At 55.5% G+C, this 25258-nt stretch carries 30 protein-coding genes and 1 pseudogene; 15 read left to right on the top strand and 16 right to left on the bottom strand.

Annotated features, from left to right (window positions below; all coding sequences use genetic code 11):
- The first annotated feature begins 131 nt into the window (after positions 1-131).
- Positions 132-1136 (top strand): Gfo/Idh/MocA family oxidoreductase, encoded by a 1005-nt coding sequence (locus AAYR33_03180; protein ID XAO71942.1) that lies wholly within the window; start codon positions 132-134, stop codon positions 1134-1136.
- On the opposite strand, the pseudogene AAYR33_03185 reads toward AAYR33_03180, so the two are convergent.
- Together AAYR33_03185 and AAYR33_03190 are read right to left on the bottom strand one after the other, a co-directional pair.
- Positions 1084-2608: pseudogene (locus AAYR33_03185) on the bottom strand (ATP-binding cassette domain-containing protein). The gene AAYR33_03180 and the pseudogene AAYR33_03185 overlap by 53 nt on opposite strands.
- A 37-nt stretch (positions 2609-2645) precedes the next feature.
- Positions 2646-3398, bottom strand: coding sequence for a response regulator (locus AAYR33_03190; GenBank protein ID XAO71943.1), 753 nt, complete (start codon positions 3396-3398; stop codon positions 2646-2648).
- Between the two features lie 155 nt (positions 3399-3553).
- On the opposite strand from AAYR33_03190, the gene AAYR33_03195 reads away from it, so the two are divergent.
- From AAYR33_03195 to recQ, 8 genes are all read left to right on the top strand, one after another.
- Entirely contained in the window at positions 3554-4051 is a 498-nt protein-coding gene (locus tag AAYR33_03195) for a sigma-70 family RNA polymerase sigma factor (protein ID XAO71944.1), read from the top strand.
- Positions 4052-4152: 101 nt separating this feature from the next.
- A complete protein-coding gene (locus AAYR33_03200) occupies positions 4153-4731 on the top strand; it encodes a sigma-70 family RNA polymerase sigma factor (GenBank protein ID XAO71945.1) in 579 nt (192 codons plus the stop codon).
- A gap of 203 nt (positions 4732-4934) precedes the next feature.
- A complete protein-coding gene (locus tag AAYR33_03205) occupies positions 4935-5114 on the top strand; it encodes a NepR family anti-sigma factor (protein XAO71946.1) in 180 nt (59 codons plus the stop codon).
- 69 nt (positions 5115-5183) lie between these two features.
- Positions 5184-6929, top strand: a complete 1746-nt coding sequence (locus AAYR33_03210) for a sensor histidine kinase (protein XAO71947.1) — start codon at positions 5184-5186, stop codon at positions 6927-6929.
- A 94-nt stretch (positions 6930-7023) separates the two neighbouring features.
- Positions 7024-8703, top strand: a complete 1680-nt coding sequence (locus AAYR33_03215; protein ID XAO71948.1) for an ATP-binding cassette domain-containing protein — start codon at positions 7024-7026, stop codon at positions 8701-8703.
- Complete coding sequence (cydC, locus tag AAYR33_03220) at positions 8700-10391, top strand: thiol reductant ABC exporter subunit CydC (protein XAO71949.1); 1692 nt, start codon at positions 8700-8702, stop codon at positions 10389-10391. Before AAYR33_03215 ends, cydC begins: the two co-directional genes overlap by 4 nt.
- Before the next feature lie 112 nt (positions 10392-10503).
- Positions 10504-10860, top strand: coding sequence for an OmpA family protein (locus tag AAYR33_03225; GenBank protein XAO71950.1), 357 nt, complete (start codon positions 10504-10506; stop codon positions 10858-10860).
- A gap of 56 nt (positions 10861-10916) precedes the next feature.
- Positions 10917-12776: a DNA helicase RecQ gene (gene recQ, locus AAYR33_03230; GenBank protein ID XAO71951.1), complete on the top strand. Its 1860-nt coding sequence runs from the start codon at positions 10917-10919 to the stop codon at positions 12774-12776.
- A 58-nt stretch (positions 12777-12834) separates the two neighbouring features.
- Here the strand turns inward: recQ and AAYR33_03235 are convergent, their stop codons facing one another.
- The gene (locus AAYR33_03235; GenBank protein ID XAO71952.1) at positions 12835-13227 is read right to left on the bottom strand and encodes a hypothetical protein; all 393 of its coding nucleotides are present in this window, start codon (positions 13225-13227) and stop codon (positions 12835-12837) included.
- 92 nt (positions 13228-13319) lie between these two features.
- On the opposite strand from AAYR33_03235, the gene nrdR reads away from it, so the two are divergent.
- From nrdR to thiL, 3 genes are read left to right on the top strand one after another with little or no spacing between them, the layout of a single operon-like run.
- The gene (gene nrdR / locus AAYR33_03240; protein ID XAO71953.1) at positions 13320-13829 is read left to right on the top strand and encodes a transcriptional regulator NrdR; all 510 of its coding nucleotides are present in this window, start codon (positions 13320-13322) and stop codon (positions 13827-13829) included.
- Complete coding sequence (nusB, locus tag AAYR33_03245) at positions 13830-14333, top strand: transcription antitermination factor NusB (protein XAO71954.1); 504 nt, start codon at positions 13830-13832, stop codon at positions 14331-14333.
- The gene (gene thiL / locus AAYR33_03250; GenBank protein ID XAO71955.1) at positions 14330-15304 is read left to right on the top strand and encodes a thiamine-phosphate kinase; all 975 of its coding nucleotides are present in this window, start codon (positions 14330-14332) and stop codon (positions 15302-15304) included. Before nusB ends, thiL begins: the two co-directional genes overlap by 4 nt.
- Here the strand turns inward: thiL and AAYR33_03255 are convergent.
- From AAYR33_03255 to AAYR33_03265, 3 genes are all read right to left on the bottom strand, one after another.
- A complete protein-coding gene (locus AAYR33_03255) occupies positions 15301-15567 on the bottom strand; it encodes a hypothetical protein (protein ID XAO71956.1) in 267 nt (88 codons plus the stop codon). The two genes, thiL and AAYR33_03255, sit on opposite strands and share 4 nt — an antisense overlap.
- Positions 15568-15625: 58 nt before the next feature.
- Positions 15626-15757, bottom strand: a complete 132-nt coding sequence (locus AAYR33_03260; GenBank protein XAO71957.1) for a hypothetical protein — start codon at positions 15755-15757, stop codon at positions 15626-15628.
- Positions 15758-15862: 105 nt separating this feature from the next.
- On the bottom strand, positions 15863-16543 hold the full coding sequence (locus tag AAYR33_03265; protein XAO71958.1) for a hypothetical protein: 681 nt from the start codon (positions 16541-16543) through the stop codon (positions 15863-15865).
- A 95-nt stretch (positions 16544-16638) separates the two neighbouring features.
- Here AAYR33_03265 and AAYR33_03270 point away from each other — a divergent pair, with 95 nt between their 5' ends.
- On the top strand, positions 16639-17124 hold the full coding sequence (locus tag AAYR33_03270) for an SDR family NAD(P)-dependent oxidoreductase (protein XAO71959.1): 486 nt from the start codon (positions 16639-16641) through the stop codon (positions 17122-17124).
- A gap of 391 nt (positions 17125-17515) precedes the next feature.
- Entirely contained in the window at positions 17516-18487 is a 972-nt protein-coding gene (gene glk, locus AAYR33_03275) for a glucokinase (protein ID XAO72360.1), read from the top strand.
- 202 nt (positions 18488-18689) lie between these two features.
- Here the strand turns inward: glk and AAYR33_03280 are convergent, their stop codons facing one another.
- Both AAYR33_03280 and AAYR33_03285 read right to left on the bottom strand, forming a co-directional pair.
- Positions 18690-19103: a hypothetical protein gene (locus tag AAYR33_03280; protein XAO71960.1), complete on the bottom strand. Its 414-nt coding sequence runs from the start codon at positions 19101-19103 to the stop codon at positions 18690-18692.
- Positions 19100-19471 (bottom strand): N-acetylmuramoyl-L-alanine amidase, encoded by a 372-nt coding sequence (locus AAYR33_03285; protein ID XAO71961.1) that lies wholly within the window; start codon positions 19469-19471, stop codon positions 19100-19102. The genes AAYR33_03280 and AAYR33_03285 overlap by 4 nt, the downstream gene beginning before the upstream one ends.
- Before the next feature lie 442 nt (positions 19472-19913).
- Here AAYR33_03285 and AAYR33_03290 point away from each other — a divergent pair, with 442 nt between their 5' ends.
- Complete coding sequence (locus AAYR33_03290) at positions 19914-20177, top strand: hypothetical protein (GenBank protein ID XAO71962.1); 264 nt, start codon at positions 19914-19916, stop codon at positions 20175-20177.
- Positions 20178-20205: 28 nt separating this feature from the next.
- On the opposite strand, the gene AAYR33_03295 is transcribed toward AAYR33_03290, so the two are convergent.
- From AAYR33_03295 to AAYR33_03330, 8 genes are all read right to left on the bottom strand, one after another.
- Positions 20206-20361, bottom strand: a complete 156-nt coding sequence (locus AAYR33_03295) for a hypothetical protein (GenBank protein ID XAO71963.1) — start codon at positions 20359-20361, stop codon at positions 20206-20208.
- 157 nt (positions 20362-20518) lie between these two features.
- Entirely contained in the window at positions 20519-21586 is a 1068-nt protein-coding gene (locus AAYR33_03300) for a CotH kinase family protein (GenBank protein XAO71964.1), read from the bottom strand.
- Complete coding sequence (locus AAYR33_03305) at positions 21579-21911, bottom strand: hypothetical protein (GenBank protein XAO71965.1); 333 nt, start codon at positions 21909-21911, stop codon at positions 21579-21581. Before AAYR33_03305 ends, AAYR33_03300 begins: the two co-directional genes overlap by 8 nt.
- Before the next feature lie 132 nt (positions 21912-22043).
- Entirely contained in the window at positions 22044-22805 is a 762-nt protein-coding gene (locus AAYR33_03310; protein XAO71966.1) for a hypothetical protein, read from the bottom strand.
- Positions 22806-22964: 159 nt separating this feature from the next.
- A complete protein-coding gene (locus tag AAYR33_03315) occupies positions 22965-23117 on the bottom strand; it encodes a hypothetical protein (protein ID XAO71967.1) in 153 nt (50 codons plus the stop codon).
- A 178-nt stretch (positions 23118-23295) separates the two neighbouring features.
- Positions 23296-23913: a phage tail tube protein gene (locus AAYR33_03320; protein XAO71968.1), complete on the bottom strand. Its 618-nt coding sequence runs from the start codon at positions 23911-23913 to the stop codon at positions 23296-23298.
- Between the two features lie 99 nt (positions 23914-24012).
- On the bottom strand, positions 24013-24189 hold the full coding sequence (locus tag AAYR33_03325; GenBank protein ID XAO71969.1) for a hypothetical protein: 177 nt from the start codon (positions 24187-24189) through the stop codon (positions 24013-24015).
- A 221-nt stretch (positions 24190-24410) separates the two neighbouring features.
- On the bottom strand, positions 24411-24545 hold the full coding sequence (locus AAYR33_03330) for a hypothetical protein (GenBank protein ID XAO71970.1): 135 nt from the start codon (positions 24543-24545) through the stop codon (positions 24411-24413).
- Between the last annotated feature and the right edge of the window lie 713 nt (positions 24546-25258).

Here is a 25258-nt window from a genome sequence, read left to right on the forward strand (position 1 = left end):
TATAGCAGATAACGCAGATTTGTCCTAGCGCCTGAGGATGGCGTGTGCCTTGACGTGATGCAACTCCCTTTATGGGTGATAAAGACTTTGTAAAAGCCTCCGCTTTCTGAATTGTTTTTTAGGGTGATGACATGACTTTCTGTTCCGGCGCATCAGCGATGCGGCCCCTGCGCGTAGGATTAATCGGGGCGGGGCATTTCGGGCGGTTTCACGCCCTGAAATCGCGCGCATCCAACCGGGAAACGCTTGAAATCCTTTATGACCCTGACCCATCACGCGCGCAGAGCGTCGCGCGTGAGGTTGGGTGCGACGTGGCTGAAAATATCCCGGCCTTGCTGGCGCATGTTGAGGCCGTCATCATCGCGGCCCCGGCGGAGCACCATTACGCGCTGGCCGCCACGTGTCTTGAAGCCCGGAAACATGTTCTGATCGAGAAACCCATCGCTGCAACGCGTGAAGAGGGGGAGAAGCTCGGTGCGCTCGCCGCGTCTCAAAATTGCGTGCTTCAGGTCGGCCACCTCCTTCGTTACTCGGCGGAGCATGAGGCGATCTCCACCCGTGTGACAAAACCCATTTATATTGAGGCCACGCGCATCGCGCCTTTCAAGGATCGCGGAACGGATGTTTCAGTCATTCTGGATCTGATGATCCATGATCTTGACCTCGCCTTATCCCTCGTGCGCAGCCCGATCCGCGATATTGATGCGCTCGGTGTAGCGGTGTCCAGCACGCATGAGGATATTGCCAATGCGCGTGTTCGATTTGAAAATGGGTGCGTGGCCACGATCACCGCCAGCCGGATCTCCCTGAAGACTGAGCGGAAAATGCGTATTTTCGGGGCAGAGGGTTATCTTTCCGCTGACTTCATGAAGCGTGAACTGACTTTTATCGGTCGGGAGAGGGGACTTCCTTTGCCCGGCACTGGCGGCTTCCGACGGGAGGCCATTCATTGGGCGGATCACGATAATATCGAAGCCGAACATGCAGCTTTTGTCGCTTCCTGCCGGGATGGCGCGCCGGTTCTCGTCAATGCGGAAGCGGGGATACGCGCGCTTGACGCCGCGCTCCGGATCACCGCCTGTATTAAGGAATCGCGCGCCCGCGTGCTCGCCTCCGGACTTGGTCAGCTCCCTTAAGCGTCGGGAGGCGCGGAGAGGGCGCTTTTTTGAGTTCAAGCGTGAGGCATTGCTCTTCCGCGGCTTCCAGCGCCTTCTCGCTTTGCGCAAGTTTTTCGGTGAGGGTGCTGAAGCGTGTCGGGTCTTTCTGATAAAGGTCGGGTTGCGCGAGTTCCGCCGTCATACGGGAAATCGCTTCCTCTAATTTGCTGATGCGCTCCGGCAATTGATCCAGGGTCCGTTGATCATTGTAGCTCAGTTTCCGGTTAGGTAGGGAGGGCTTACTGGAGGAGGCTTTGCGTTCCGTCGTCACATCTTCCCGCGATGTGGGGCTCTTCAGATTTTGGGAAAGCGCCGCGATATCGTCATAACCGCCCGCATATTCCGTCCAGCGCTCTTCTTTCTCCGCGACCAACGTCGACGTGACGATACGGTCAAGGAAGTCGCGATCATGGCTGACCAGCAGGACGGCGCCCTCATAATTCTCCAACCATTCGAACAGAACTTCTAGCGTATCAAGGTCGAGATCGTTGGTCGGCTCATCAAGTATGAGGAAATTCGTTGGGGTCAGGAGGGCTTTCGCGAGGGCCAGGCGGCCGCGTTCACTCCCTGAAAGGGGCGCTGACCAGTGTCCGTGCCTGCTCAGGGCGGAAGAGAAAATCCTTCATATAACGTATAACGTGGCGCGTCTGGCTGGCACATTGCACCATGTCGCCCTTGCCATCCATCAGACTCTCGACCAACGTGCGCGATGGGTCAAGCATCTCACGTCGCTGGTCAATCACGATGGGCTGGATGGAAGGGCCTATATAACGCGACACGACCGTGATCCGGCGTCAGCGCGCCTGTGATGAGCTTGAGCAGCGTTGTTTTGCCTGACCCGTTCGGTCCGATGATGCCGATACGGTCGCCGCGCAGTATTTTAAGGTTGAGGTTCTGAACAAGGCAGCGATCACCGTAAGATTTGCCGAGTGCCTCAATATCGGCAGCGAGTTTCCCGCCAGCTTTCGAATTTCTCAACCCCCTCACTCAGGCGATGGGTCTGCCCCTGATGAATCCACAACACCCCACGCGACATGTTTTTGAGAAATTGCCGGTCATGACTGATGAAGATGACGGCGGCATTTCACCGCCGGAGAGCGCGGCGGCGTCCTTATCCGGCGTGAGTCCGACTTCCGTAATCAGGCTGCGCGCGAGGAAATGGCGCGCCGGCGGCAACGCGGCCACAACATAATCAAAGACGGTCTTCGCATCGCCCGGGGTCGGTTCCTGCGGGACATAAATGACCCGCATGCCGGTTTGCAGAAATCTCTGCCCCTCATCCGGCAATATATCCCCGGACGCTATTTTCAGGAGAGTCGATTTGCCGCAGCCATTGCGCCTGACAACGCAAATACGGTCTCGCTCATGGACGGATAAGGCGGCGTTCGACAGAAGCGAGGGCCACCAAGCGAGAGCGAAATATTCTGAAGTGTTAAAAGAGGCGCATCCATGCGTCATCCGTGGCGAAACGCATGGGTTTTGATAAGATTAGATCGTCGATAACCCACCTGTAACGGCCTGATAAGTCGTGATGGCGAGCGTCATTGGCTCAAAAGGTTTGGTGATGACGAAAGGTGGCTCCTCCGATTCACCGGTAAGAAGTCGCTCAGGATAGGCGGTGACAAAAATCACGGGGATATCCTGATTCTGGCCGATGCGGCGTACCGCGGACATGCCATCCCCGCCGGCGCCCAGATTAATATCGGCAAGGATAAGGCCGGGTTGCGTCTCCCGCGCGAGGCGGACGGCATCGGCCTCCGTATGGGCGATACCGACGCAGCGATGCCCGCTTTGTTCGACAATATTCTGGATGTCAAAAGCGATGATCGGCTCATCTTCAATAATCAGGACGCTGGTTTCCGCCATTGAACGCAGGCCTTTATGTGCTTCCATCACCGTATGCATCGCCGTGCGCTCATCTAATCCGATGATCTCCGCGGCTTTACCGATCGGGACTTCCTCCAACGCTGTCAGGAGCAGAAGAAAGCGTTGATCCAGCGACAGGCCTGGCACCTCATCCGGCGCGATTTTGACTATCTGGTGGAAGGTTTCCGTGACAATGCGGTAAAGCCGATGCCGGGCGCTGAGTGATGTCTCCTCATCAGGCAATATGGGAAAACGCTTTAACGCCTCCGTTACAAGCTTATCCCCGGATTGCTGTCCGCGGGTCAGGGCGCGTGCGAACCGCCGGGCAAACGGGAGTGCACGGTAAAGCTCCTGACGCGGCAAATCTGATACCATGGGTCGATCCTCATATAAACGCGGTTCGAACGGAACAAGAAACGAAGCTTACTCTCCATTTTTATGGCAAACCTCTTGACGAAACAATTATATTGTATCTGCCTTCAAGATTTCTATACCCATCGATGATGGCAGGCCGAGAAGGGTCGTGAAACGTGGATGGTGAACTGAGACGTGGATTGGCGGCAATTTTGCCTACGATGCGAAGCTTGGCCAGGTTCCTGACGCATGATGTTTCATCAGCTGATGACCTTGTGCAGGAGACGGTCCTGCGCGTCCTTCGGGCGCATGACCAATATAAGGAAGGTACAAATCTGAAGGCCTGGATCCTTAAAGTGCAGCGCAACCTCTTTTATGAGGGCCTGCGCAGCTCAAAGCGGGAGCAGGAAGTAATGGCGGATTTTGAGGATCGTGCCCGGACTGACCCGCATGGATTGCCTCGATATCAGGATCAGGTCATGGATTTAAGTGTCCTGATCTGGCGACTTCCCGTTGTGATGCGTGAGGCCCTTATATTAGTGGGGGCGCAGGGTTTCAGTTATGATGAGGCCGCGCAAATCTGTGATTGCTCGGTCGGAACGATGAAAGCCCGTGTCTCCCGCGCGCGGGACAGGCTGGCCGAAATGCGGGAGGGCGATGTCCCGCGAACTTGACAAAAAACTTCACTTTTTTTGTGAACCTTTCGCGCAACTGCAACCTTTTTTAATTCCCATCCATTTATGCCGGTAGAGGACAACCGGGAAAGGGTGGTTTTATGTCCAGCTTCCACGACCAAGTGATAAAAATTCTGCCAAAACTTCGCGTTCAGGCACTTTCTCTGACGCGTAACCGTTCGGCCGCGGAGGATCTTGTGCAGGATGCGGTGTGCAATGCTTTGGCCGCGCAGGACAGCTTTATTCCCGGAACCAATTTTTCCGCCTGGATGCATCGTATTCTCAGAAACCGCTTCATCTCCGACCTGCGGAAGAAGCGCGACACGACAGATATTGATGACGTGCCCGCATCATCTTTCGCGACCAATGCGACACATGACGATAATCTTGCTCTCAATGACCTATCCCTTGCCTTATCCCGCCTCCCGGCGGATCAACGTGAAGCGCTGGTGATGGTGGTGGTTCAGGGCCTCAGTTATGAGGCACTTGCTGAGGCGACCGGATGCGCAGTTGGGACAGCAAAGAGCCGCGTATTTCGGGCACGTCGCCAGCTTGAAGCATGGCTTACAGGCGAATTACCTTCTAACGACAAGTTACGCCTGAAGGTAAGTGCTTTAAAAGCGGCTATTGATGAGCGCCGACGTTACGGCAAAGCTTACGACGACTTGTTTAATAATTGAAAACGAATGGCGACTCCACGGAGTCGCCATTCGTTTTCAAGAAGAATTATAAGTTGAGAAAGTATTTGTAAACCTATGAAATTAAATAATCTGTCGGCGATAATGTCGAACGGGTCGGCCGCGCGTCGTTGCAACTCGACGGCGGTCGTGCTGTTTATTAATGAAATTCTTGTCGGTCAGGATCTTATTTTCGAGGTGATGTTATGGGCGCGGGAAAGGAGATCAAACCGCAAACTGCCCGCCCAAATGACGACGCGGAGCCGGAAAACGCGTTCGATCTTTGGCTCAAGCGAGGTCTGCATGCTTTGTATGACGATATTGTAAATGAGCCTATCCCTGAGGAGCTTCTTCGCCTCATTCAGGACGATCGCGAGAAATCCTGAAACTGCGGGGATCAGAATTTGGCAGGCAGACGGTTTTGCATTGCGTGAGGGAGACCCAGATTGCGCCATTTGAGACTCAATTGTCTCTCCTCGGCCGGCGCCCGGGTCATCACATTTATCGTCCTCGCGACGCTGCCGCTTGCTGCCGTCTCAGCAGTGCTGGCCTGGCATGCTTACCGCACCTCCGTCAATGGCGGCTTTGACCGCAGCCAGGCTGATCTCTTTTTCGCCAGATCTTTGATTGTTGATCAGGTCTATCGTGTCCGCCTCGGGCTTGAGGCGCTTTCCTCCCGCATTGTTACAAATGGTACGGTTCAGTTGCCTGACGTGCACATGCAGATGCCTTCAGGCACGATGTGCCGCCTTATGTTGCTGGACGAGACGGAAAAGATTATCTACCGCTTCCCGACGCCTGATGAGTCGTCACCGGATTGCGCGCCGGGGCAGCGTGCCTTTTCAAGCCATAGCTGGCTGAAAACACCGGGAGGGGAAGATCCCGCCGTCTCGCCATTTGTCGGCGTGGCGGATCAGAAGGTTTATGTCAAAGTTACGCTCAGGACGCCTTATCCGCGCCCAAATAAAAGCTTTGGGCGTGGCTTTCTCGTTGGGATCAAATATTTTCCGATTGCGGAGGCTCTGAATTACAGCGACGCCATACGCGGTGTGATAGCGCCCAGCTTCGGGGATCTCTGGCTTTACTCGTCCCCCACCTCCACACCGCTTCCCCTTGTCACGGGAGGTCACGCCCAGACAGCATGGACATCTTACGCCCTGGCACGCATCGCCCGAGATGCGAGAAAGAAGCTGGAGCTGGATCACTTTCAGGATGCGCGCATATCCTATTCTTACGTGCCTGTTTTCGAGGGACGGAGCCTTGTTGCAACGCGGCACCAGCAACCGAAGGAGGCGCACGCGCTTGACCTCTTCCTCGCCCGGGTCGCCTTTATCACGTTGATGCTGATCATCGAGCTCGCGCTCGTCGCGATCGCTGCCCATTTCTACCTCGTCTCACCGCTTCAAAGACTGGCGCAATCCGTCAATGTCTGGCGTCGGACAGGGCACTTCAACCCGAGTTTCCCAAGGTCCATCCCGTCGGAAGTGGCCTTCATGCTGCGGGCCTTCCGCCGTGCCACACGCGAGTTGGATCGCCATGAGGCGGAGCTGAAACGCGCCATGCGGGAACAGGATGTGTTGATCAAAGAAATCCATCACCGCGTCAAAAACAATCTACAGATCGTGGCCTCGCTGCTGAATCTTCAGGCCAAGCGGATCAGCCAGCCCGAAGCACGGCGTGAATTTCAGGAGATCCGAGAGCGCGTCCTTGCCCTGGCGACCCTGCACCGTCATCTTTACCCTGATGGCGGGGCGGCCATCCTGCAATTGGAAAATTTCCTCGGTGAACTGGCGCGACAACTCTACGCTGTCTATGCGCCCAATTTGCTGGGGCGGGTGGAACTCGACCTCAAGCTTGATTCCGTCACGGTCACGGCGGATCAGGCTGTCCCTGTGGCGCTGATCGTCACAGAAGTCATGACGAACGCCTTCGCCCATGCCTTCTCGGGGGAACGATCCGGCGCCGTCAAACTTTCCCTCTCGCGGGATCAGGAGGTCTGCACTCTGACAATTCAGGATGACGGCATTGGCTTCGACCCGCAAAATGTTGAAAAGGAGGGCGGGCGCGAGAAGTTGGGTCTTAAACTGATCGCGGGCTTTACCAAACAGCTCGGTGGTGAAATGACACTTTCCACAACGGATGGAACACAATTTGTCCTGACCTTTATCGTCAAGCCCGTGCGTCGGATGACGTTGTCATAAGCAACCGCGCCAGGAACTTGAAAAACGGTAAATTTTTCTCCTACCTCTCAAAAATAACTATTTTTGCCATGATCAGACGCTTATATGGCGGCATATGAATCGGGACGACAAAAATCAGGCGAAGTTATGGCTTCGGCAGCAGCAACGTCGTGTACGGGCGCAAATTCTGCCCCTCACCACCATGACGTGTGTCGATAGCATGATCGGCGTCGCGATGGCAGCGTTGATTGCCTGGGTGATCACGGCGGCAATCGGTGGGGTTGATGTCCACGTCACATCCTGCATCATCGCATTTACGGCTCTGGCGGTGGCGCGCGCTCTCCTTTCATATTTCCGCGAAATTGTCGCATGTCGCTGCGGTGCTCGCGCACGCGAGAATTTGCGGCAATATGTGATGCGCGCCATTTCCTCTGAAGGGCCTCAATTGCTTCGCCGCCACCATAGCGCTGAAATCTCGGCGATGGTCGTTGATCATATTGAGGCGATGGACGGTTATTTTGCGCGTTATCTGCCGATCAAGGCGTCATGGCTCATCACCCCCGCCATTGTTCTGGGTGCGGTGGCCTATGTCAAACCCGCCGCGGCTCTTATCCTGCTGGTTTCCGCTTTCATTGCCGTTATAGCTCAGGCCGTGTTCGGCATCTGGACGGGGGTTGAGGCCAGGAAGCAATTTGTCGCCATGCTGCGATTGCAAACGCGTTTTCTGGATAGGACGCGGGGCATCGCAACATTGGTGCTTGCCGGCGCGGTGCCGCATGAGGCGGCGCAATTGCAGATTTCAGGCGATGCGCTCCGCCAGCGGACGATGCGCGTCCTGCGCACGGCCTTCCTGTCCTCAACAGCGACGGACCTCGCTTCTGTCATCGCGCTGGTCAGTGTGGTGGTGATCCATAGTGAGCAGATCCACCACATGCTTGCCCGGCCCGGTCACTATTCGTACGATATTTTTGCTGTATTTTTCACAATCATCTGCGTGCCGGAATTTTACAGTTCCTTTCGCGCCAAGGGGCTGACTTATCAGGATATTGCTCAGGCGGAGGCCGCCGCAGCCGAACTCGCCAGGCTACCCTTTATTGAAACGCCGCCTGATGCTCATGTTGACGAGGTCCCGCAATTCGTGACACTGGGCTTTCATAATGTTTCCTATCGCTGGCGAAGTGACAGGCCACGCATTATTGACGCCCTTACTTTCAACGTTGCGCCCGGGGAAATCCTGGTGACGGATGGGCCTTCCGGGGTCGGTAAATCGACCATTATGGAGCTGATCCTTGGCTTCATCACGCCGGAAGCTGGCAAGATCACTTTCAACGGGGTGGATGCTTCGGAAATTTCCGCCGAGGCGCGGGCGCGCATAATAGCCTGGATCGACCAGAAACCCGTCATTTTCGCGGGCACGTTGCGGGACAACATCCTTTTTGCGAAACAGGATGCGACGGAGGAAGCGCTTCTTCAGGCTGTCAGAAGTGCGGCCCTGGAGCCTGTTATCCGGCAATTATCCCACGGGCTTGATACATTGATGGGGGAGGGCGGTTATGGTCTTTCTGGCGGGCAGGCACAGCGCGTCGCCATCGCCCGGGCCTTCCTCAAAAATGCCCCGATACTTCTATTGGATGAACCAACAGCTCATCTCGACCCGGAGAGTGAACGGGACATTATCGACGCCATCGCGGCCCTCGCGGTCGGGAGAACGGTGATCCTCGCCAGCCACGCGAAAAAGGTGCGCGCCCTGGCGACACAGAAACTGACGGTAGGGCGCGGGCGGGCATCATTATGACGCAGGAAAACGTGACGGATCTGGAAAAACCAGCCGGAAAGGCGTTAGGCATCTTCAAACCGATCTTGCTTGTCTGGCAGCCTTATAAATGGCGTCTCACGTTCGGCGTCATATTGGCGATCCTCTCCGCCCTCATTGGCCTGACCCTGATGGGAAGTGCCGCTGCCCGTGTCGGCGGCGTCGGTGCGACGGCGCTTGTGAGTCTCCTGACCCTCCGCCTGCTGGGCGCGGGACGTGTCATTTTCCGTTATTTTGAGCGCCTTTGCGCGCATGACGCCATGTTCAGGGCATTGACCGCGACGCGCATCTGGTTTTTCCGCCATCTGGCACGGGTTTCTGACCATGGGATGGGCTTCATGCGCAGCGGGGATATGCTCTCCCGGCTGGTTCATGATGTTGACGCTTTGGACGCAATCTATCTGCGGCTGATCACGCCTTTCTGCGCGGCGATCGTGACAATCCTGGCCATTATCTTTTTCGCCGGGGCACTGAGCTTCACCCTCGCCGTGACTTTGGGGGCCGTCGCCCTAAGCATGGTGGTTGGCCTGCCCGTTTTATCCGCTCTATGGACGTCGCGTTCCGGTGGGGACGTGTTGCGGGCACAGGGGCAATTGCGGTCCTCCGGTCTTGATTTCGCGGTCGGGCTGCGGGAGGCCCGGATCTATGGTGCTCAATCCTTGCTGGAGGGGCACGTGCAGCAGGATGCATCGCATCTGATCAAAGCTGAAGCCACGCAGGCCCGACGTCAGGCCGCATCCGGGATGGTGTCCTATCTTTTGGGCCAGGCCATGCTTGCACTTTGCCTCATTGGGGTCGGGTCGTGTGTGGCTCATGGCAGCAGACTGACGGGCTTTGTCGCCCTGATCTTCATCCTCATTGCTGGATTGGAACTGCTTCAGGGCTTCGCCCGCACGGGCGTTCTGCTCGGGAAATTGCGTCACGCGTCGGCGCGGGTGACGGTTTTTGTGACGCAGAAACAGGCGCAGCTGCATGGCCGAAAAAACTTCGACCCCGATTTTGACCAAATCCGCTTCGACCATGTTGACTTTACATGGCAAGCGGAAAGACCGCCGGTTCTGCGTGATTGCGACTTCGTGATACGCCGTGGCCAACGCATTGCCATTATTGGCCCTTCAGGTGCCGGTAAATCGAGTCTTGTATCCCTGCTTCTGAAAGTCGTCTCGCCAACACGTGGGCGCCTGATGATTGATGATCACGGCTATGAGGAATTTGAGACAAAAGCGCTGCGTCGCCACGTGGCCTGGCTATCACAGACGACACATATTTTTGTGGACACGATCAGGAATAATCTCTGCCTCGACGGTCATGCCTATACGGACGAAGCACTTTGGCGAGCCCTGACGCAGGCGGGTCTAGCGGACACTGTCAAAGCCCTGCCGGAGGGACTCGATCATTGGGTGGGTGAAGGCGGACGCACTTTATCCGGGGGTGAGGGGCGACGCCTAGTTTTGGCGCGTATCCTCCTCTCCGACGCGCCGATCATCGTGCTGGATGAACCAACAGCGGGTCTTGACGCTGAAACAGAGCAACAGTTCTTCCGCACGCTGAATCACGTTGTGGCGGGACGGACACTCATCATGGTGCTTCATCGCCTGACGGGTGTCGAAAAGCTTGATTCGGTGTGGAAACTGAGTAATGGTCAATTATCGGCGATTTCGACCTTCTGAGGATCATTGACGGCGAAGTTGGTGATTTCATCCGCTTTATCGCAGGCGGTGAGTCGCATCGCCCCAAGCAAAGGAAGACAATAAATGCGCGCTTATCTTCGCCAAATGCCGTTTGTTGCTGTTCTCGGCCTCGCTGCATGTCAGAGCGGGTCGGATCGCGACCGTTATCCGGTATTTTTGCCCGAGATCAGTAAAACTGTCGAGCACGGCCGACGTCGTTATTGCGCGTGCCGCAAGTGATGCCATCAAGGAACATGCACGTAAGGTCACCGTCATTGGCCATGCCGAGGTCGGACGCAACCTGTCAGCGGATGAGCTTCTAGCGATAAAGCGCGCCGCAAATGTCGCGGAAGCCCTTGCACGCCAGGGTGTTGATGGGCGGATCATCCAGCAGAAATCCCGCGCCCCACGCAATGCGAAGGACGCCGTCGTTGCGTCACGGACCGTCACCATCGAGATCGACCCCTGAAGAAGGCCGCATCGTCCGCGTTAAGCGTCAACGCCATGTAAGGCTGCGCCCCGATCATGGATGCTGAAAAGCGCCATGACCCACGTGGCGTGCTTGAAACCGTTTTCGGTTATAGAAGTTTCCGAGGATTACAGGAGGAGGTTGTCTCTGCCGCCATGAAGGGGCAGGACCTTCTCGTCGTTATGCCGACAGGCAGTGGCAAAAGCCTGTGCTATCAATTACCGATATTATGCCGGGAGGGGATGGGACTTGTCATATCCCCGCTGATCGCGTTGATGAATGATCAGGTGGCGGCGATGCGACAACTCGGCATTGAGGCGGCGGCACTGCATTCCGAGTTGGAGGGGGATGAGCTGGGCAAATTGCGGGACCAGCTGCGACGTGACGAAATCAAAATCCTTTATATCTCGCCGGAGCGTCTTCTGGCGTCAGGCGTGGCGTCATGGCTGAGCAGACGTCAGATTTCCCTCATCGCGATTGACGAGGCCCATTGCGTTTCCGTCTGGGGACATGATTTTCGGCCGGATTACCGAGAGCTCGCGCGCCTCCCGGGCTATTTCCCCGGTGTGCCCCGTCTTGCCCTGACCGCGACGGCGGATCCGAATTCCCAGAAGGACATCCTCGCATCTCTCGACATGCGTGACGCACGGGAATTTGTGTCGAGCTTTCACCGCCCCAATCTTCACCTCGCGGCGCGTCCCAAAAACGCGGAGATCGCTGACCTGCTTGCCATCCTCAAAGCCCATGAGAAACATGCAAGCATCGTCTATTGCGGTACGCGCATTAAGACGGAGGTGATCGCTAAAAAGCTTCAAAAACAAGGTTTTATCGCACTACCTTTCCATGCAGGTTTATCATCTCAGGAGAAGCGCGCCGTCCTGACGCGTTTCAGAAGCGGGGAACCACTCGTCGTGGTCGCCACGATTGCCTTCGGAATGGGCATTGACCGGCCCGATGTGCGCTGCGTCGTGCATCTCGATATGCCAGCGTCGCCGGAGGCTTATTATCAGCAGATCGGGCGCGCCGGGCGTGATGGGAAGCGCTCTCAAACCTACCTGCTTTACGGCATGGAAGATATCGCCCGCGCGCGATATTGGCTCGACCAGTCCGCTGCGCCGGAGGAGGCCCGGTCAATTGCGCGCAACCGCCTTGATGTGATGATCGCTTTTGCCGAGACAACGAAATGCCGCACCCAGCAATTACTTGCCTGTTTTGGCGAGGATTTCGAGGGGAAGTGTGGGCATTGCGATAATTGTCAGCGGCCGCTCAAGCTTTTCGATGCGTCCATTCCCGTGCAGAAAGCGCTTTCCGCCATCTACCGTATGGGACAGCACTTTGGCGCGACGCAAGTCGTGTCCGTTTTACGTGGTCGCCTCACCACGGCCGTCGCAGCCCATGCCCATCAGCACCTAACAGTGTTCGGCACGGGGAAGGACGAGACCGAGAAATGGTGGCGTAGCCTTCTGCGCCAGCTTGTCGCGCACAACATTATCATGCTGGATGGTGAGCATAAGGTCCTGAAACTCAACGGCCAGAAAGTACGGCCCATATTACGTGGTGAGCGTGCCGTCATGCTGAAGGATGAGCGAGACCTTCATAAGGCTGCCAGCCGTGCCGCCATGTCCGAACGTGTGTTGTCAGAGCTGACGGTCGCGGAAGAAGATGCGCCGATATTCGAGGCGCTGCGCAATTTCCGCAAGGAGGAGGCGCGGCGTCAAAACATCCCGCCTTACCTTGTGTTTCATGACAGTGTCATCGCGGCGCTCTGCGCGGAGAAGCCGCCTGATATGACAGCGCTTGAGCACATCAGGGGGTTAGGGAATAATAAAATCGCGCGCTACGGCCAGCAGATCCTGGATATTCTGCGTACGCACGGACGCACCCTTCCACGAGAGCTGGAAGCCGAGGCGGGCTAGGCGTCGGTTCAGAACTCCTTATCATTCATGTTCAGCACGACACGTTTTTCCCCGCCCATCAGAAAGTGGAGATCCAGCGTGACCTATTGCGGCGCGCCCTTCTCAGGCTGAAAGCCACGGCAGACGAGGTGATACTCCCCCCACGGGGGACGAGGGTCATTTTACGTGGGATCGTAAAATGCGTGAACATCTTAGCTGCCTGCTCCGTGTCATCCTGGTTGAAATTGACTCCGTAAATAGATGGGCAGGAACCGGAACGTATCCCGGTGATGAGAAACGCCTCCTTCCCCTCATTTGTAATTTCCATATAGATATTCATGACTTCCGGATTATGGCGCGATAGTCGCAACCATCCGCGAATATTCAGGTCGCGCGCCGCGTTGAGATCGCCGGACCCGGCATTGTCTCTTCCCTCATCCATACGATCCGCGTAACAGGGAAAAGAAATCATAAGGTCAAAACGGTGCGGACGGTTTAAAACGCGTGCAAAACCTGCTGCATGACCGTATAATATTACCCCCATCACAGGCACGAGGACCGGCAATGCGCTGCCCATTCTGCGGTCACATGGACACCCAGGTTAAAGATAGTCGGCCTGCGGATGATGGTGCCTCTATCAGGCGGCGGCGTATCTGCCCGTCCTGCACCAATCGCTTCACCACGGTTGAACGTTTTCAGTTGCGGGAACTGGTCGTTGTTAAAAACGACAAACGCCGCGTTCCGTTTGATCGTGACAAGCTCAGTAAATCCATTCGTGTCGCCCTGCGCAAGCGTCCCGTTGATGAGGAGCAGCAGGAGCGCCTGGTTAATAAGGTCGTGCGTCAGCTTGAGGCAATGGGGGAGGGTGAGGTTTCCTCCTCCCAGATCGGTGAGGCGGCGATGAACGCCCTCAAGACTGTCGATGAGGTGGCGTTTGTCCGGTTTGCGAGCGTCTATCTTGATTTCCGGGAGTTGGAGGCGTTTTCAAAACTGTTGACGGTCATGCAGCAAAAGACATTTAAGGAGCCCGAACTTATGGATTCCGAAACAGATCGACCGAAGGATCAGGATTAAATGACTGGCGCGTCCGCCCCAGAACCAACAAGATCACGCACTGTCGCCCGCGTGGCCGCCATTCAGGCGCTTTATCAATGCGAGCAAAATGGTGAGTGCGCCGAACTCGTCATCACGCAATTCACCGATCATCGCCTCTCAATGAGTGAAGCGGGCTCATTTGAGGAAGGTCAGGCCCCGATGGCCGATCGCAAATTATTTGAGAGCATTGTGCGTGGCGTCGTCAAAGAGGATGCGCGATTTGACGCGTTGATCACCGGCGCCCTGCTACCCACCTGGCCGCTCACACGTCTTGACCCGGTCCTACGCTGCCTGATGCGTGCCGGCACTTATGAGATCTGCACCGGGGTGCCGATCCGGATCGTCATTAATGAGTATCTCGACGTGGCGCATGGGTTTTTCTCGGGGGATGAGTCAAAACTCGTGCATGGCGTGCTGGACGCGATCGGCCGCACCCAGGGGCGTGACTCGCAGGAGACGGAGGGTGCACCCCTGGCATCATGATGACCGAGGAGGACGATCATCCAGGCGGTGAGTTTGACCTTATCGCGCGGTATTTCACGCCCCTTGCCGGGCCAGAGGCCTTCGGGCTCGCGGATGATGCGGCTTGTCTCAACCCGGTTTCCGACGGAAAAAGACAGGTCATTTCGACGGATACAATCGTTGAAAATGTTCATTTCCTGCCCGATGATCCGCCGGACCTCATTGCGCGCAAGGCGTTACGCGTCAATATCTCCGACTGTGCGGCGATGGGCGCGCGCCCTGTCTCATATTTGCTCAACCTGTCCCTGCCGCCTCAACGCGGAAAAACGTTTCGTGAGGGGTTTTCCGAGGGTCTCGCCGCGGATCAGAAGGCTTATAATCTTGACCTGATTGGCGGCGACACCTCGCGGACAGATGGTCCTCTCGTCATTTCAGTGACGATGATCGGGGAAGTGCCTGCCGCCCATCTCTTGACGCGGGGCGGCGCGCGGCCGGGCGATGCCATCTGGGTGACGGGTTCAATCGGGAATGCGTGGCTGGGCCTTCAGGCGCTGACCGGCAAAATCGATCACCTTGATGATGGTTTTGCAGCGCGTTATCGCTGCCCTGAACCCCGCCCGCATGTGATTCCTCCCGGCGTGGCGACTTCGTGCCTCGATATTTCAGACGGCCTCTTTCAGGATGCCGGCCATATCGCTTTGCAAAGCCAGGTCGTCATGGCGCTTTCTGCGGCGGATATTCCCCTCCCCGATAAGCTTCCTCCCACATTACAGCAGAAATATTTTGAGGCGCTTGTGACGGGCGGGGATGATTATGAACTGCTTTTCACCGCCCCCGAAACCGCCACCGCCACGATTCTTGAGGCATCACAGCGCGCCGCTGTGCAGATCACCCGCATCGGGACCGTCAAACCCGGCTCCGCTGCGACGCAATTGCTTGATGAGACGGGCACGCCATACAAAATGGCCCGCCGCGGCTGGCGGCATTTTTAACTTTGCGGTGGTCCCGCGAGGCTTTCCGAGTAGATACGGTGGATTTTGTTGGGTTGCGCGACGAAACGCTCCACCAAATTCAGCATGGGCGTGTTTGTCTCCAAAATCCAGCCGAGCTCGACATATCGATAAGGCAGTCGGTTGCGGCGGGACAGTAATTCTGAGATTGCCAATGGGAGCAGAAGCGCACCGAGCATCGTGCCTCGCACGAGATGCGATACGCCCAGAATAATGACACGCGCCGATTCGCAGCGATGGGTCATGATCTGCCCTGCAAGCTTCATCTAGCCAAGGGGGAGGGTTGCGGGCCTATATCCCGGGCTAGGTCAAAATATTGGGCACGACGAGTGCCATGGCCACCGGCGCGCCATTCTGATCGATCTGCACGAAATGTTCAGGACGAAGAACGGGACGCAGAGCTTTGATCATGATGCGCATCTCGTGCGCCTGCATGGGCACAAAATTATAAGTGCCCGCCCAGGCATCGTTATAAAGTGCCCGTAAAACCCCACTTGCGCGGCGATCTGCCTTTTTGAGAGACGGGAGATCGAGATATCCTCATATCGACCCGTCCCCGGTGCAAACCCCTGCGGAAACAGGGAAGAAAAATCGTAATCCTGCTTCAGGTCGAGGCGGAATGTCAGGAGGTCCATTTCCTTCCTCAGCCCGATCTGCTCCATCATGCGATGCAGGTGAAGCGGGTGCCATGGCGTGGGGATCATGGGGGGCTTCATCCTGCCCGGTGACCATCACCCCCGATTCTCCATGACAGTTCAGCGTGACGGGGCCGCGCATCTGCACCATGCCGTTTTCCCGAAGCCAGGCGCGGGCCGCGTCAAGCAGGGCGCGGATTACGCTTTCATCCGCTTCAGCATCCAATGCCCCGAAGAGGCCGATCCGCTCCTCCCAATGGGCCGTCGCGACGTAATCAACGATGGCGGCAATGCGCCCCACAGGCCGCGCACCCCGCCAGGCGAGAAAATATTGCACGGAGGCATGGCGGAAGATCGGGGCCTTGCCCGGATCGAGGAGGTCCCTCTGCTCAATATCCAGCGGTGGGGTATAAGATGCCGCCCCCTGGTAAAGCACGCGGGGCAGCTTTATGAACAACGCGCGATTCTTGCGGGTTGTGACTGACCGGATCGTCACGGCCTGCCTCCTGTCGCTTAAATTTCCCGCAGGGTGATCGGCGGGGTGCGCTGCACGCTGGGCAACCGGCGTTCTCGATTTTTCAAACAAAGTTTCTCCCTTTTCAGCAAGCTGGTGTAAACCGGTCCGCATCTTAAACATCAAGAGCCTGTTCAATGTCACGTTCATCCGAAATGTCAAAGTGTTTGCAGTTATATGACCACGTCTTAATAACTGGTGCATCGGGCGGCATTGGCGCGGCGCTTGCGCAACATTATGCGGCACAGGCGGAACGCATTTCCCTATGGGGGCGTGACCTCCAACGTCTCGAATTTCTGGCGAAAATTTGCGCGGCGACGGGTGCCGAAACCGATATCGTCGTCCTTGATCTCAGCAATATGCAGGAATCTCTCGATGCTTTCACGAGAGCTGAGGCACGGGCGCCGATTGACCTCCTTTTTCTTAATGCGGGGGTTTCGGATATGCGTCAGCCGGGGCGGGTTGTCGAGACGCCTGACATTCTTCTTGAGACGGCGTTGGTCAATTACGCGGTCCCGACACCGGGCTCGCGAGTGTCGCGGCCGAGCTTATGGTTAAACGCCGTCGCGGCCATATCGTCTTCACCGGCTCTGTCGCGGCATGGCATGATTTGCCTTTCTCGGCCGCTTATTGCGCTTCAAAAGCGGGGATAGAGCGATTTGCCGGGGCTTTGCGGGCGGCATTGACCCCATATAACGTAAATGTGACTTTGGTTTCTTTTGGGTTTATTGACACCCGAATGAGCCCCCGCATTAACGGGTTTAAACCTTTCCTCGCCAAGCCGGAGAAGGTTGTTTCCGTGATCAGTAAAGCGTTAAAACAACGACGTGGACATGTTACTTTTCCCAAGATCTTCAATCTGTTACGCATGATTGAAGCTGTTATGCCACGAAATCTTGCCCATATGTTGTTGCGTTCGATTCGGGTATCACAGGGCCCTCGTTAAAGGGTAAATAGACAAATTCGAACATTCAGCCTGGCATGACCACGCGCCTTGTTGTGCGCCGTCACGGGCTGAAGACAGGAAAAGATAAAGGCAGTTTGATGCAGGAAGTAGTTGCGATCGATATCGGCGGAACCCACGCGCGTTTTGCGGTCGCGAAGATTGCTGACGGACGGGTAATGGAACTTGCGCCTGAAGTCACATTGCGCACGGCGGACCATGCCAGCCTGGCACTAGCGTGGCGGGCTTTCGCGCAGACCCAGAAAAATCCGCTGCCACGCCAGGCGGGCATCGCGATTGCGTGCCCGATCCAAGGCAATATCCTCAAAATGACGAATAATCCCTGGGTTATTCAGCCTGATAATCTCAAGCACAGTCTCGGGCTTGATGATTTTGTGCTGATCAATGATTTCGGTGCTGTTGCCCATGCCGTCGCCCAGGTGGATGATGCGCATCTGAAGCATCTCTGTGGCTCCAACGTGCCATTGCCGGAGACAGGGTCCATCACGGTTGTCGGGCCGGGGACAGGTTTCGGTGCGGCCTGCCTCCTGCGTCAGTTAGGACGTTACGACGTGATTGAGACGGAGGGGGGCCATATCGATTTTGCGCCGCTCGACCGGGTGGAAGACCGCATCCTGACGGAGTTGCGGGGGCGTTTCACGCGCGTATCGGCTGAGCGTGTCGTGTCAGGTCCGGGCCTGAGCAATCTTTATGAAGTCATCGCCGAGATGCATGGTGCGCCCGCCGCCATACGCCATAATCGGGAATTATGGGATCAGGCCATCCGCGGCAATGATGATATCGCCGCCGCCGCGCTTGAGCGCTTCTGCCTCTCACTGGGCTCAATTTCCGGAGATCTCGCCCTGGCCCATGGTGCGCAGGGCGTCGTGATTGCGGGTGGGGTCGGGTTACGTCTTGCGGACCATCTCCCGCGCTCTGGTTTTGCGGAGCGCTTCATTGCAAAGGGTCGTTTTGAGACGATGATGAGCCGCATCCCCGTTAAAATCATCACCTATCACCAGCCGGGCCTCCTCGGTGCGGCTGCGGCTTACGCCAATCGGCGTCCCGCCTGAGCCCTCAGCGACGAAGCATGGCGGTGCGACAGGGGCATCGCCATATAGAATGGTTCGACCCGTTATGGCGTCTATGCAGGCATTTGACCTGACGGGGCGGCGGGGACGACACGGCCTTTTCGGAACGTTATGTTTCTCATGCATATGCATGGTGGTTCCTGGCATCGACACAGGGCCGTGCGCCCCGATAAGCTAGCTGAGCTTATGACCCCGGATATTTTTCAGCGAGAGAGAGGATGATCGCAATCGTCTCATCATCAAGATCTCCATCATAATTTTCGGGGCGATAATGGAGTTGTACGGCGCGTATCAAACTTGTGAAGCCGGCTGACGTCGACGCGCCGGAAACGTCATATCCGAACCGGTTCAAAAGTTCGAGGATCATGCACCAACTTGGTCGCAGCATCTCCAACCCGGATGTGGAGAGCACATCAAGAAATTTCTGCTTGTCCGCCGCGTCGTACCATGTGCCAATGCCCTCGTCATAAAGCTCTTTCCACGGAAATTTCGATCCCGGGTCACTTTTGCGGCTGGGTGCGACGTCAGAGTGGGCGACGACATTGCGCGGATCAATATCGGAATAACGCTGCAAAATACTGTGCATGAGTTCCTTCACCGCCGCGATTTGCTTCTCCGGGTAGGGGGAAAGGTGAAGACGCCGTGATCATCTGACGCCAGATTGACAATTTCAATGCCGATGGATGAGTCATTGAGGTTGTTGCGGCCGCGCCAGTAGCTGATCCCGGCATGCCAGGCGCGATCTTTTTCATCCACAAGATTGAAGATTTTTGTGTCCGTGTAACCGGCAGCCCGATAGGAAGGATCTGTCTCATCTGGTACGATGTAATGCACACTGACGAGAGGACCGGTGAGGGCCGCGATTGAGCTCGCGAAATTCCCGGCAGTGTAATGGAGAACGAGGAAACGCTGCCGGTTGTTAAAACCTGAAACATATCGATATTTATTATAAATAATTTCGTGCATATTATTATTCTTTCTCTTGTTTTTTTGAAAAAGAAGTTGCGCGTAACGTTTCATACGACCTGGAGTGCCGGATAAGTTCCACCTGTTAAGCGATTAAGATTGTGTCTTTATTCAGGAAAAACGTACGAGCGAGGGCCGAACCTGCAGTGAGGTCGCCATTCTGCGCATAGAGCGGTCAGCCTTCTGCCCGTGTTTCTGTGGCAAAGGGGGACGGGGTGCGGCGAAGATCAGGATGAAACCGGATAAATTTGCGGACATTAACTGTCTCTTCCAATTTCTCGAAATCGATATTTTTACCGACGCTTCATTATAAATTGATTTTGATTTTCAGACAACATCGATGCGGATCGTCCGGCGCGCGATTTTTTTTGCAGGCCGCACGGAATTGATCCGTCATCATGACGCAAACTGGACTCGCCTACGGAGAGTATCGCGCTTCACGATGGGCCGTCATGATGTTGCACCCGAGATGTGGCCCGAATATCGCCGCCCCGCTTATTACCGTAGGGCAAACGATGATATTTTTTATGGAAATCCTTCGAAAGGATTTCCTCTTTGCAAATATGGTCATCGGTTATCGCGTATTAAATATGCAGTGCTGCACCGTCTGCAAGGAGAGGGAGAATATCCTGGCCGCCGCGATGGGGGGCTTTTCTGCCGAATTTATGCCGTAAAAACTGCCGAATTCTTCTTCTCAAATTTTTGACGCGACCAATATAGACGATTTCCGGTCTTTAATTGGCATGTGTCGCGATGATGACGTAAATGCCGACAGATTTTTCTGAAATTTCTTTCCCCTTTGACCAGGGGAACGGACCATGCGCTACCAGCCCTTCAAGGCCAAGGAGGGTTTGCGGGGATGGACCGGTGACGTCACACGTCTGCGTCATGCCACCTCACTTTCTTCCGTTTGGAAAAAAAGCGTCAGGCGGGAGGCGCCACGGATGTTGTCTTCCTTGATGGACAGGAGCGTGAAATCCTAATCTCAATGGGTGGGATGGGCAACGCATCATGGGCACGCCGTCCACCCACGGGTCAAGGGGGGAGTCATCTTAGTTGATCCTTTTCCTGTGGGTATCCCCATTGCTGATCCATCCAGGCGACGCGCCCTTTGAACCAGTTGATGACGTAGGAGACCGTCCAGCGCCCATCATAAGGGATATCCACCCGAACCGTGTTATTACCCCAAAGCGGCCAGTTTTTGAGGTCATTCACCATCGAATCCCGGTCGATCAGGGCAATCTGGCGCAGGATGATCTTCTTCAGATTGTCAGTTGAGATGATCCCGCTTCCGCGCAGTTCCGCCCATCTTGCGCGCAGTTCGGGACGGAGGCGGCGCGTGAGAATATCCAGAAATCCCGGATCCTGATCGGCGGGGTAACCGCGCTGCGTGATCCACCCGATTTTATTCGGCGCGGCCTGATTGATGTCCTGCCATGCGGACACCCCGAAAGTGCGGTCATGATCAAACGGCCAGATGCTCCACTTCTTCGCATCCCACGTGCCAAGGAAGAAATTATTCTGAAATGAATCATAGGACCCGGTCACATTGACCAGCAAAATATAATCGAGCCATGATTTCAGGTGCAGATATTGATGCATCTCCCTTCGCAACCATGTTTCATCGGCGCGACAGGCCTGGAACCATCTGAACAGCCTTTCGCACGCCGCCTGCACATCGGGGGCTTTTTGCGAGATGTCATCCTGCTCCTCATAATCATCAATCTTGGGGGACTGGATTGACCATCCTGTGCTGTCAAAATCACGATCCCAGAGAGCGGTCATGTGCTCGGCCTGCATCAGGATGTGGTTGCGATTGGCATCGTCCATTAAGTAATCATCGTTCGTAGTGCGTGATCGCCAGACGACGAGTTGTTGGAATTTCCCGTTCCACCATAATTCGCATGGCAGGCCATAGGTGCTGAAGGACGCCGTCAAATGCATGCCCAAATCATGCTTGTCCCAATATTTATAAGCCGACATAGGCGCCAATAGTCGATCAGGGTAGGAATGCATCTGTCGCCACAGCTCGGTTGTGGTGGTTTCTCGCACCATTGTCCGATCCGTGCCGTAACCTTTAAGCGTGATCGTTGAGACGGGCGACCAGTCACCCATTTTTCACATAAAGTTTTTTACCGTTCGAGGGACGCCGCAATTTGAGATTGAAGTTTTTCTTCATTGCTTCCTGGCTCGATTGGCCCTGCACATTGCGCAGGCCAACAGCACTGAAGAGCGGGAGGGTCCCGTCATAAAGGGAGACGGAAACCGGAATATTGGATGCGTTCGGGTCGGAGAAATCGCCATCTATCAGAAAACGCATGACGCGGCGGGGCCAGTCAATCGTGACGGTTTTGAATTCATTGATGGCGGCTGGACTCCTTGTCAAAACGCCGTCATGATCAATATATCCCGTTGTCGGAATTTTGACATCCTTGCTCAAAACCCCAACCTCCCAAATATCAGGTTGGATTCATCAAATCGCGTCAGTGTCACAACGCTGATTGCCCCGGGGCGGCTGTCGATAAACGGTATCCGCCCTTCCACCCAATGCACATTTGAAGGCCATGTCGTTTCACACCCGCCATAGACGGGTTGCTGAATGACAAGCGTCATGGACTGGCGTTCTGCCGGATGGCCTTTTTCCATGGTGAGGGGCGACAACGCCGACATGAAGAGGTGCTTCCCGCGTACCCTCTGTAATATCGGCTTTGTAGCGGAAAAGCTTTGGGTGCAAAGCATCATAAAATGCCAACAGCTTGTCCCGGTAGCTGGCATCAAGATCAAGCAGATCTTCAATGACGCGCTTGACCTTAATATCCGACGTCATCTGCACATTGCCGGACAGGTAGATATTCCTGAAGCGGTTATCTGCCGTTCCCAGATCGGTAAAATCATTAACATCTGGTCCAAGCATACTGCCACGGAAGCTCAGCGTGCCATCTGTCGCCTGCCTGGAGCCGCCACGCGCGACCCATCCGACATCGACGGATTTCGAGTGCGTGACATCATTATTCCAGATAAAGGATGTCGGCGCGCAGAAGTAATTGAGATATTGCCAATTGCCGGAGTTCGGCCTGCCGATCCAGACAGAAGCTGACGTTTTCGGTTTGCCAAAATGTGCGTATCCCCAGCCGGAATAGAGCGCCGCGCCCCATGAATCCGTGTCGAGCGAGGGTGTGTATGTCTCGATGTCGTAAAACCAGTGCCCTCCGACGCCGGTGGGCTTGATGTTGATGTGAGACGTACCGGCGCGTCCGGATGGGTCATTCCAGGTCTGCTGATAACCCTGGCCTATAATCGGCCGTGTAAAACGGCCTGTTACGCCCTGAACCATGCCTTTCACCATGCCAGGCATCGCATCATGGTTCGGGATATAGACGTCGGAAGATTTGAGGGCCCTGTCGACCTCCTCTAACGCTGACCCGGCAGCTTCGATCGCGTCATAGGCCTCGGTGGCGGCATTCTGTGCTTTCTCTTGTGTTTCAGCGGCGAGCTAAGTCATGGAGGCGACGGCGCTGACCAACCCGTCAATGTTCTTCATGACATCCGCCATGGTTGAACGCGTGCGGCCACCATCTCCGGATACAGTATATTCATCGAGGATAAGGCCCTCAGGGGCACAGATATTTGAGTCGGAATTGGACATGATTTACCTCTCACGGCTTTTGAAGAGCCGAATTTCTTGCTTGTTTTTGTGAAGAGCTTCTCAAGGCGGTCACTGCGTTAAAAATTGCGCAGTCTGGCCGCTATCCATGACAAAATGATGCCGACGCGCGGAAAGGCTTCCGTCACGGGTGAATGTCGTGGACGAAACCTGATATCGTCTATCCGATACGGTGCACGGCGATTGTGCCGCCGCCAGGATAGGGGCGCGCGGTGAAGGGCAGGCGCAGGATCATTGTCTTGTTTTTCTGATCAATCGGCGCTGTAAAGTTGAAGAGCTGCGCATTGAGTAATGTGAACTGGTAGCCCTTGCCTTGATCATCGACAATGTTGAACGATATCTGCACTTTCTTCCCGGATTGCCAAAGTTGGATGAGTGCGTCATTGCGGAAGTAAATCTGCGCTTCCAGCGTGACCTTCAATGCGGCAAACTGGATGCCCGCGGCGCCCATCCTGCCGAGTGCCTGATCCTGCGCGGCGCCATTGCGGGTAAGGGTGAGGATCGCGGATTGGACGGCGCCATCATATAACGTTCCGTCAATGGAGAAGGCGTTGAAATTCCCGGCCTCCATAATGCGTGTGGTTGTGGCGGCCGCGACATATTCCAGGTTCGACACGTCTGTCAGCTCAAGATTCGCCCCGATAAAATCCATCTGAATTGTCGGCGTTTGCTGCGCCTGGAAGTTCAGCTGGATTTGCGAGACCATATTGCCGGAAAATAGATGATGGCGATCCGCGATTTTTTTTGCGGAGGGCGAAGGTTTTCCCGACTGAACCATTAACAATTCCGACAGGGGTGTAAGTAAATCCCTGCGGACAGATAATCCTTTCCGTGATCGCCCGATCCGGAAAAACTGCTCGAAAAACGCCCCACCCGCCTAGCGTGAAAATGATAGAGTATCGGTCGACGATCCGTGTTTCCCGATAATTTTGGTTGTGTAAGGCAGGATGAGCGTCGACTCTCCGAGAGCGATTTTGACCAGCCCGTTAACAGGCCAGTTCGACATGACGGAATAATCCTCATATGTTGAAAATTCGAAGGTCTCGTAAGTCAATAATAATGCCGGGAGATGGGCATCATCCGTCGCCTGGTAGGTTGTTGCCTTCCGACCAATCTATCCCCATGATGGCTGCAGTGAAATCATCATAGGTCTCATTGGACAGCAAACCGGAAATTGATCCACTTGTGCTTCGACCGGTGAGGACGGTTTTAGCCTCCTCCGGTATGGCGCTGATTTCGTCAGGTGTCGCAGTGATGTCCTACACGGCGAGTGTTTCACCAGCGTGGCGCAGGCGTCTGAAACCGTCCGAAGGGGCGACACCGAAAACGGATTTCCTGCGCATAATCGAGATGGGTGAGATTAGTTTGTTCACCCGCCGAATAACCAGATGTCGGGCCTGTGATTGCCATGATTATTTTCCTTTTGCAAAAGACCAGGATTTTATAGTTGCCCTGATTCGTCTGGGAGGAGGGCACGATGCGGGCACCGGGAAAAGCTTCGCCTGCTTGCCGCTCAGTCGGGCGTCACAGACTGAGTTCTGAACGGCTTCCGCCGCGCGCGACTTATGATTTCAATGGGCATGGGGGTAAAGGAGGGTATTACGGAGTTCAGAATCGCCGATGGGACTCGTTGACGTCAGACGCTGTTATGACACCCTTTTCAGACGCAAAGTTTTGCGGAATGAGCCGGGTGCATATTCCGAAAACGCATTTTCGACGTCGAAGCCTGACATTTCCCCGACGTTTATCATCGGGGGTGCAAGCCGTTTGGCCATTCATGGAGTGGCCTCGGCTGGATTGACTTTGGCGTTGGAGTAATAGCCCGTAAGGAAGCGCGATGGCCTCGACCGATGAAGGGCGCTGCTATATTTCGGGATCCTGACGCGCAGAGTCGGTTGGTGGCGAGATGGCATCATGACTTCAAAATGAACGGCTTATCGGAGCGATTTACGGGCGCCGAAACGGTAAAATCTGCCTCTGAGGAGGCTTTAACTGTGGTTTTTACGAAATGGCCTCGTTTCGCTATAGAGTACTTCGAAGTCGGAGCAAAGTCAACTCTTCTCATTCCACGATAATCGTCTTATCGCCCTGACAGGATGACTATCGGAGCCGGACAGCAAATC

It is taken from the genome of Acetobacteraceae bacterium (assembly GCA_039613835.1).
In the GTDB taxonomy this organism is placed as follows: Bacteria; Pseudomonadota; Alphaproteobacteria; order Acetobacterales; family Acetobacteraceae; genus Sorlinia.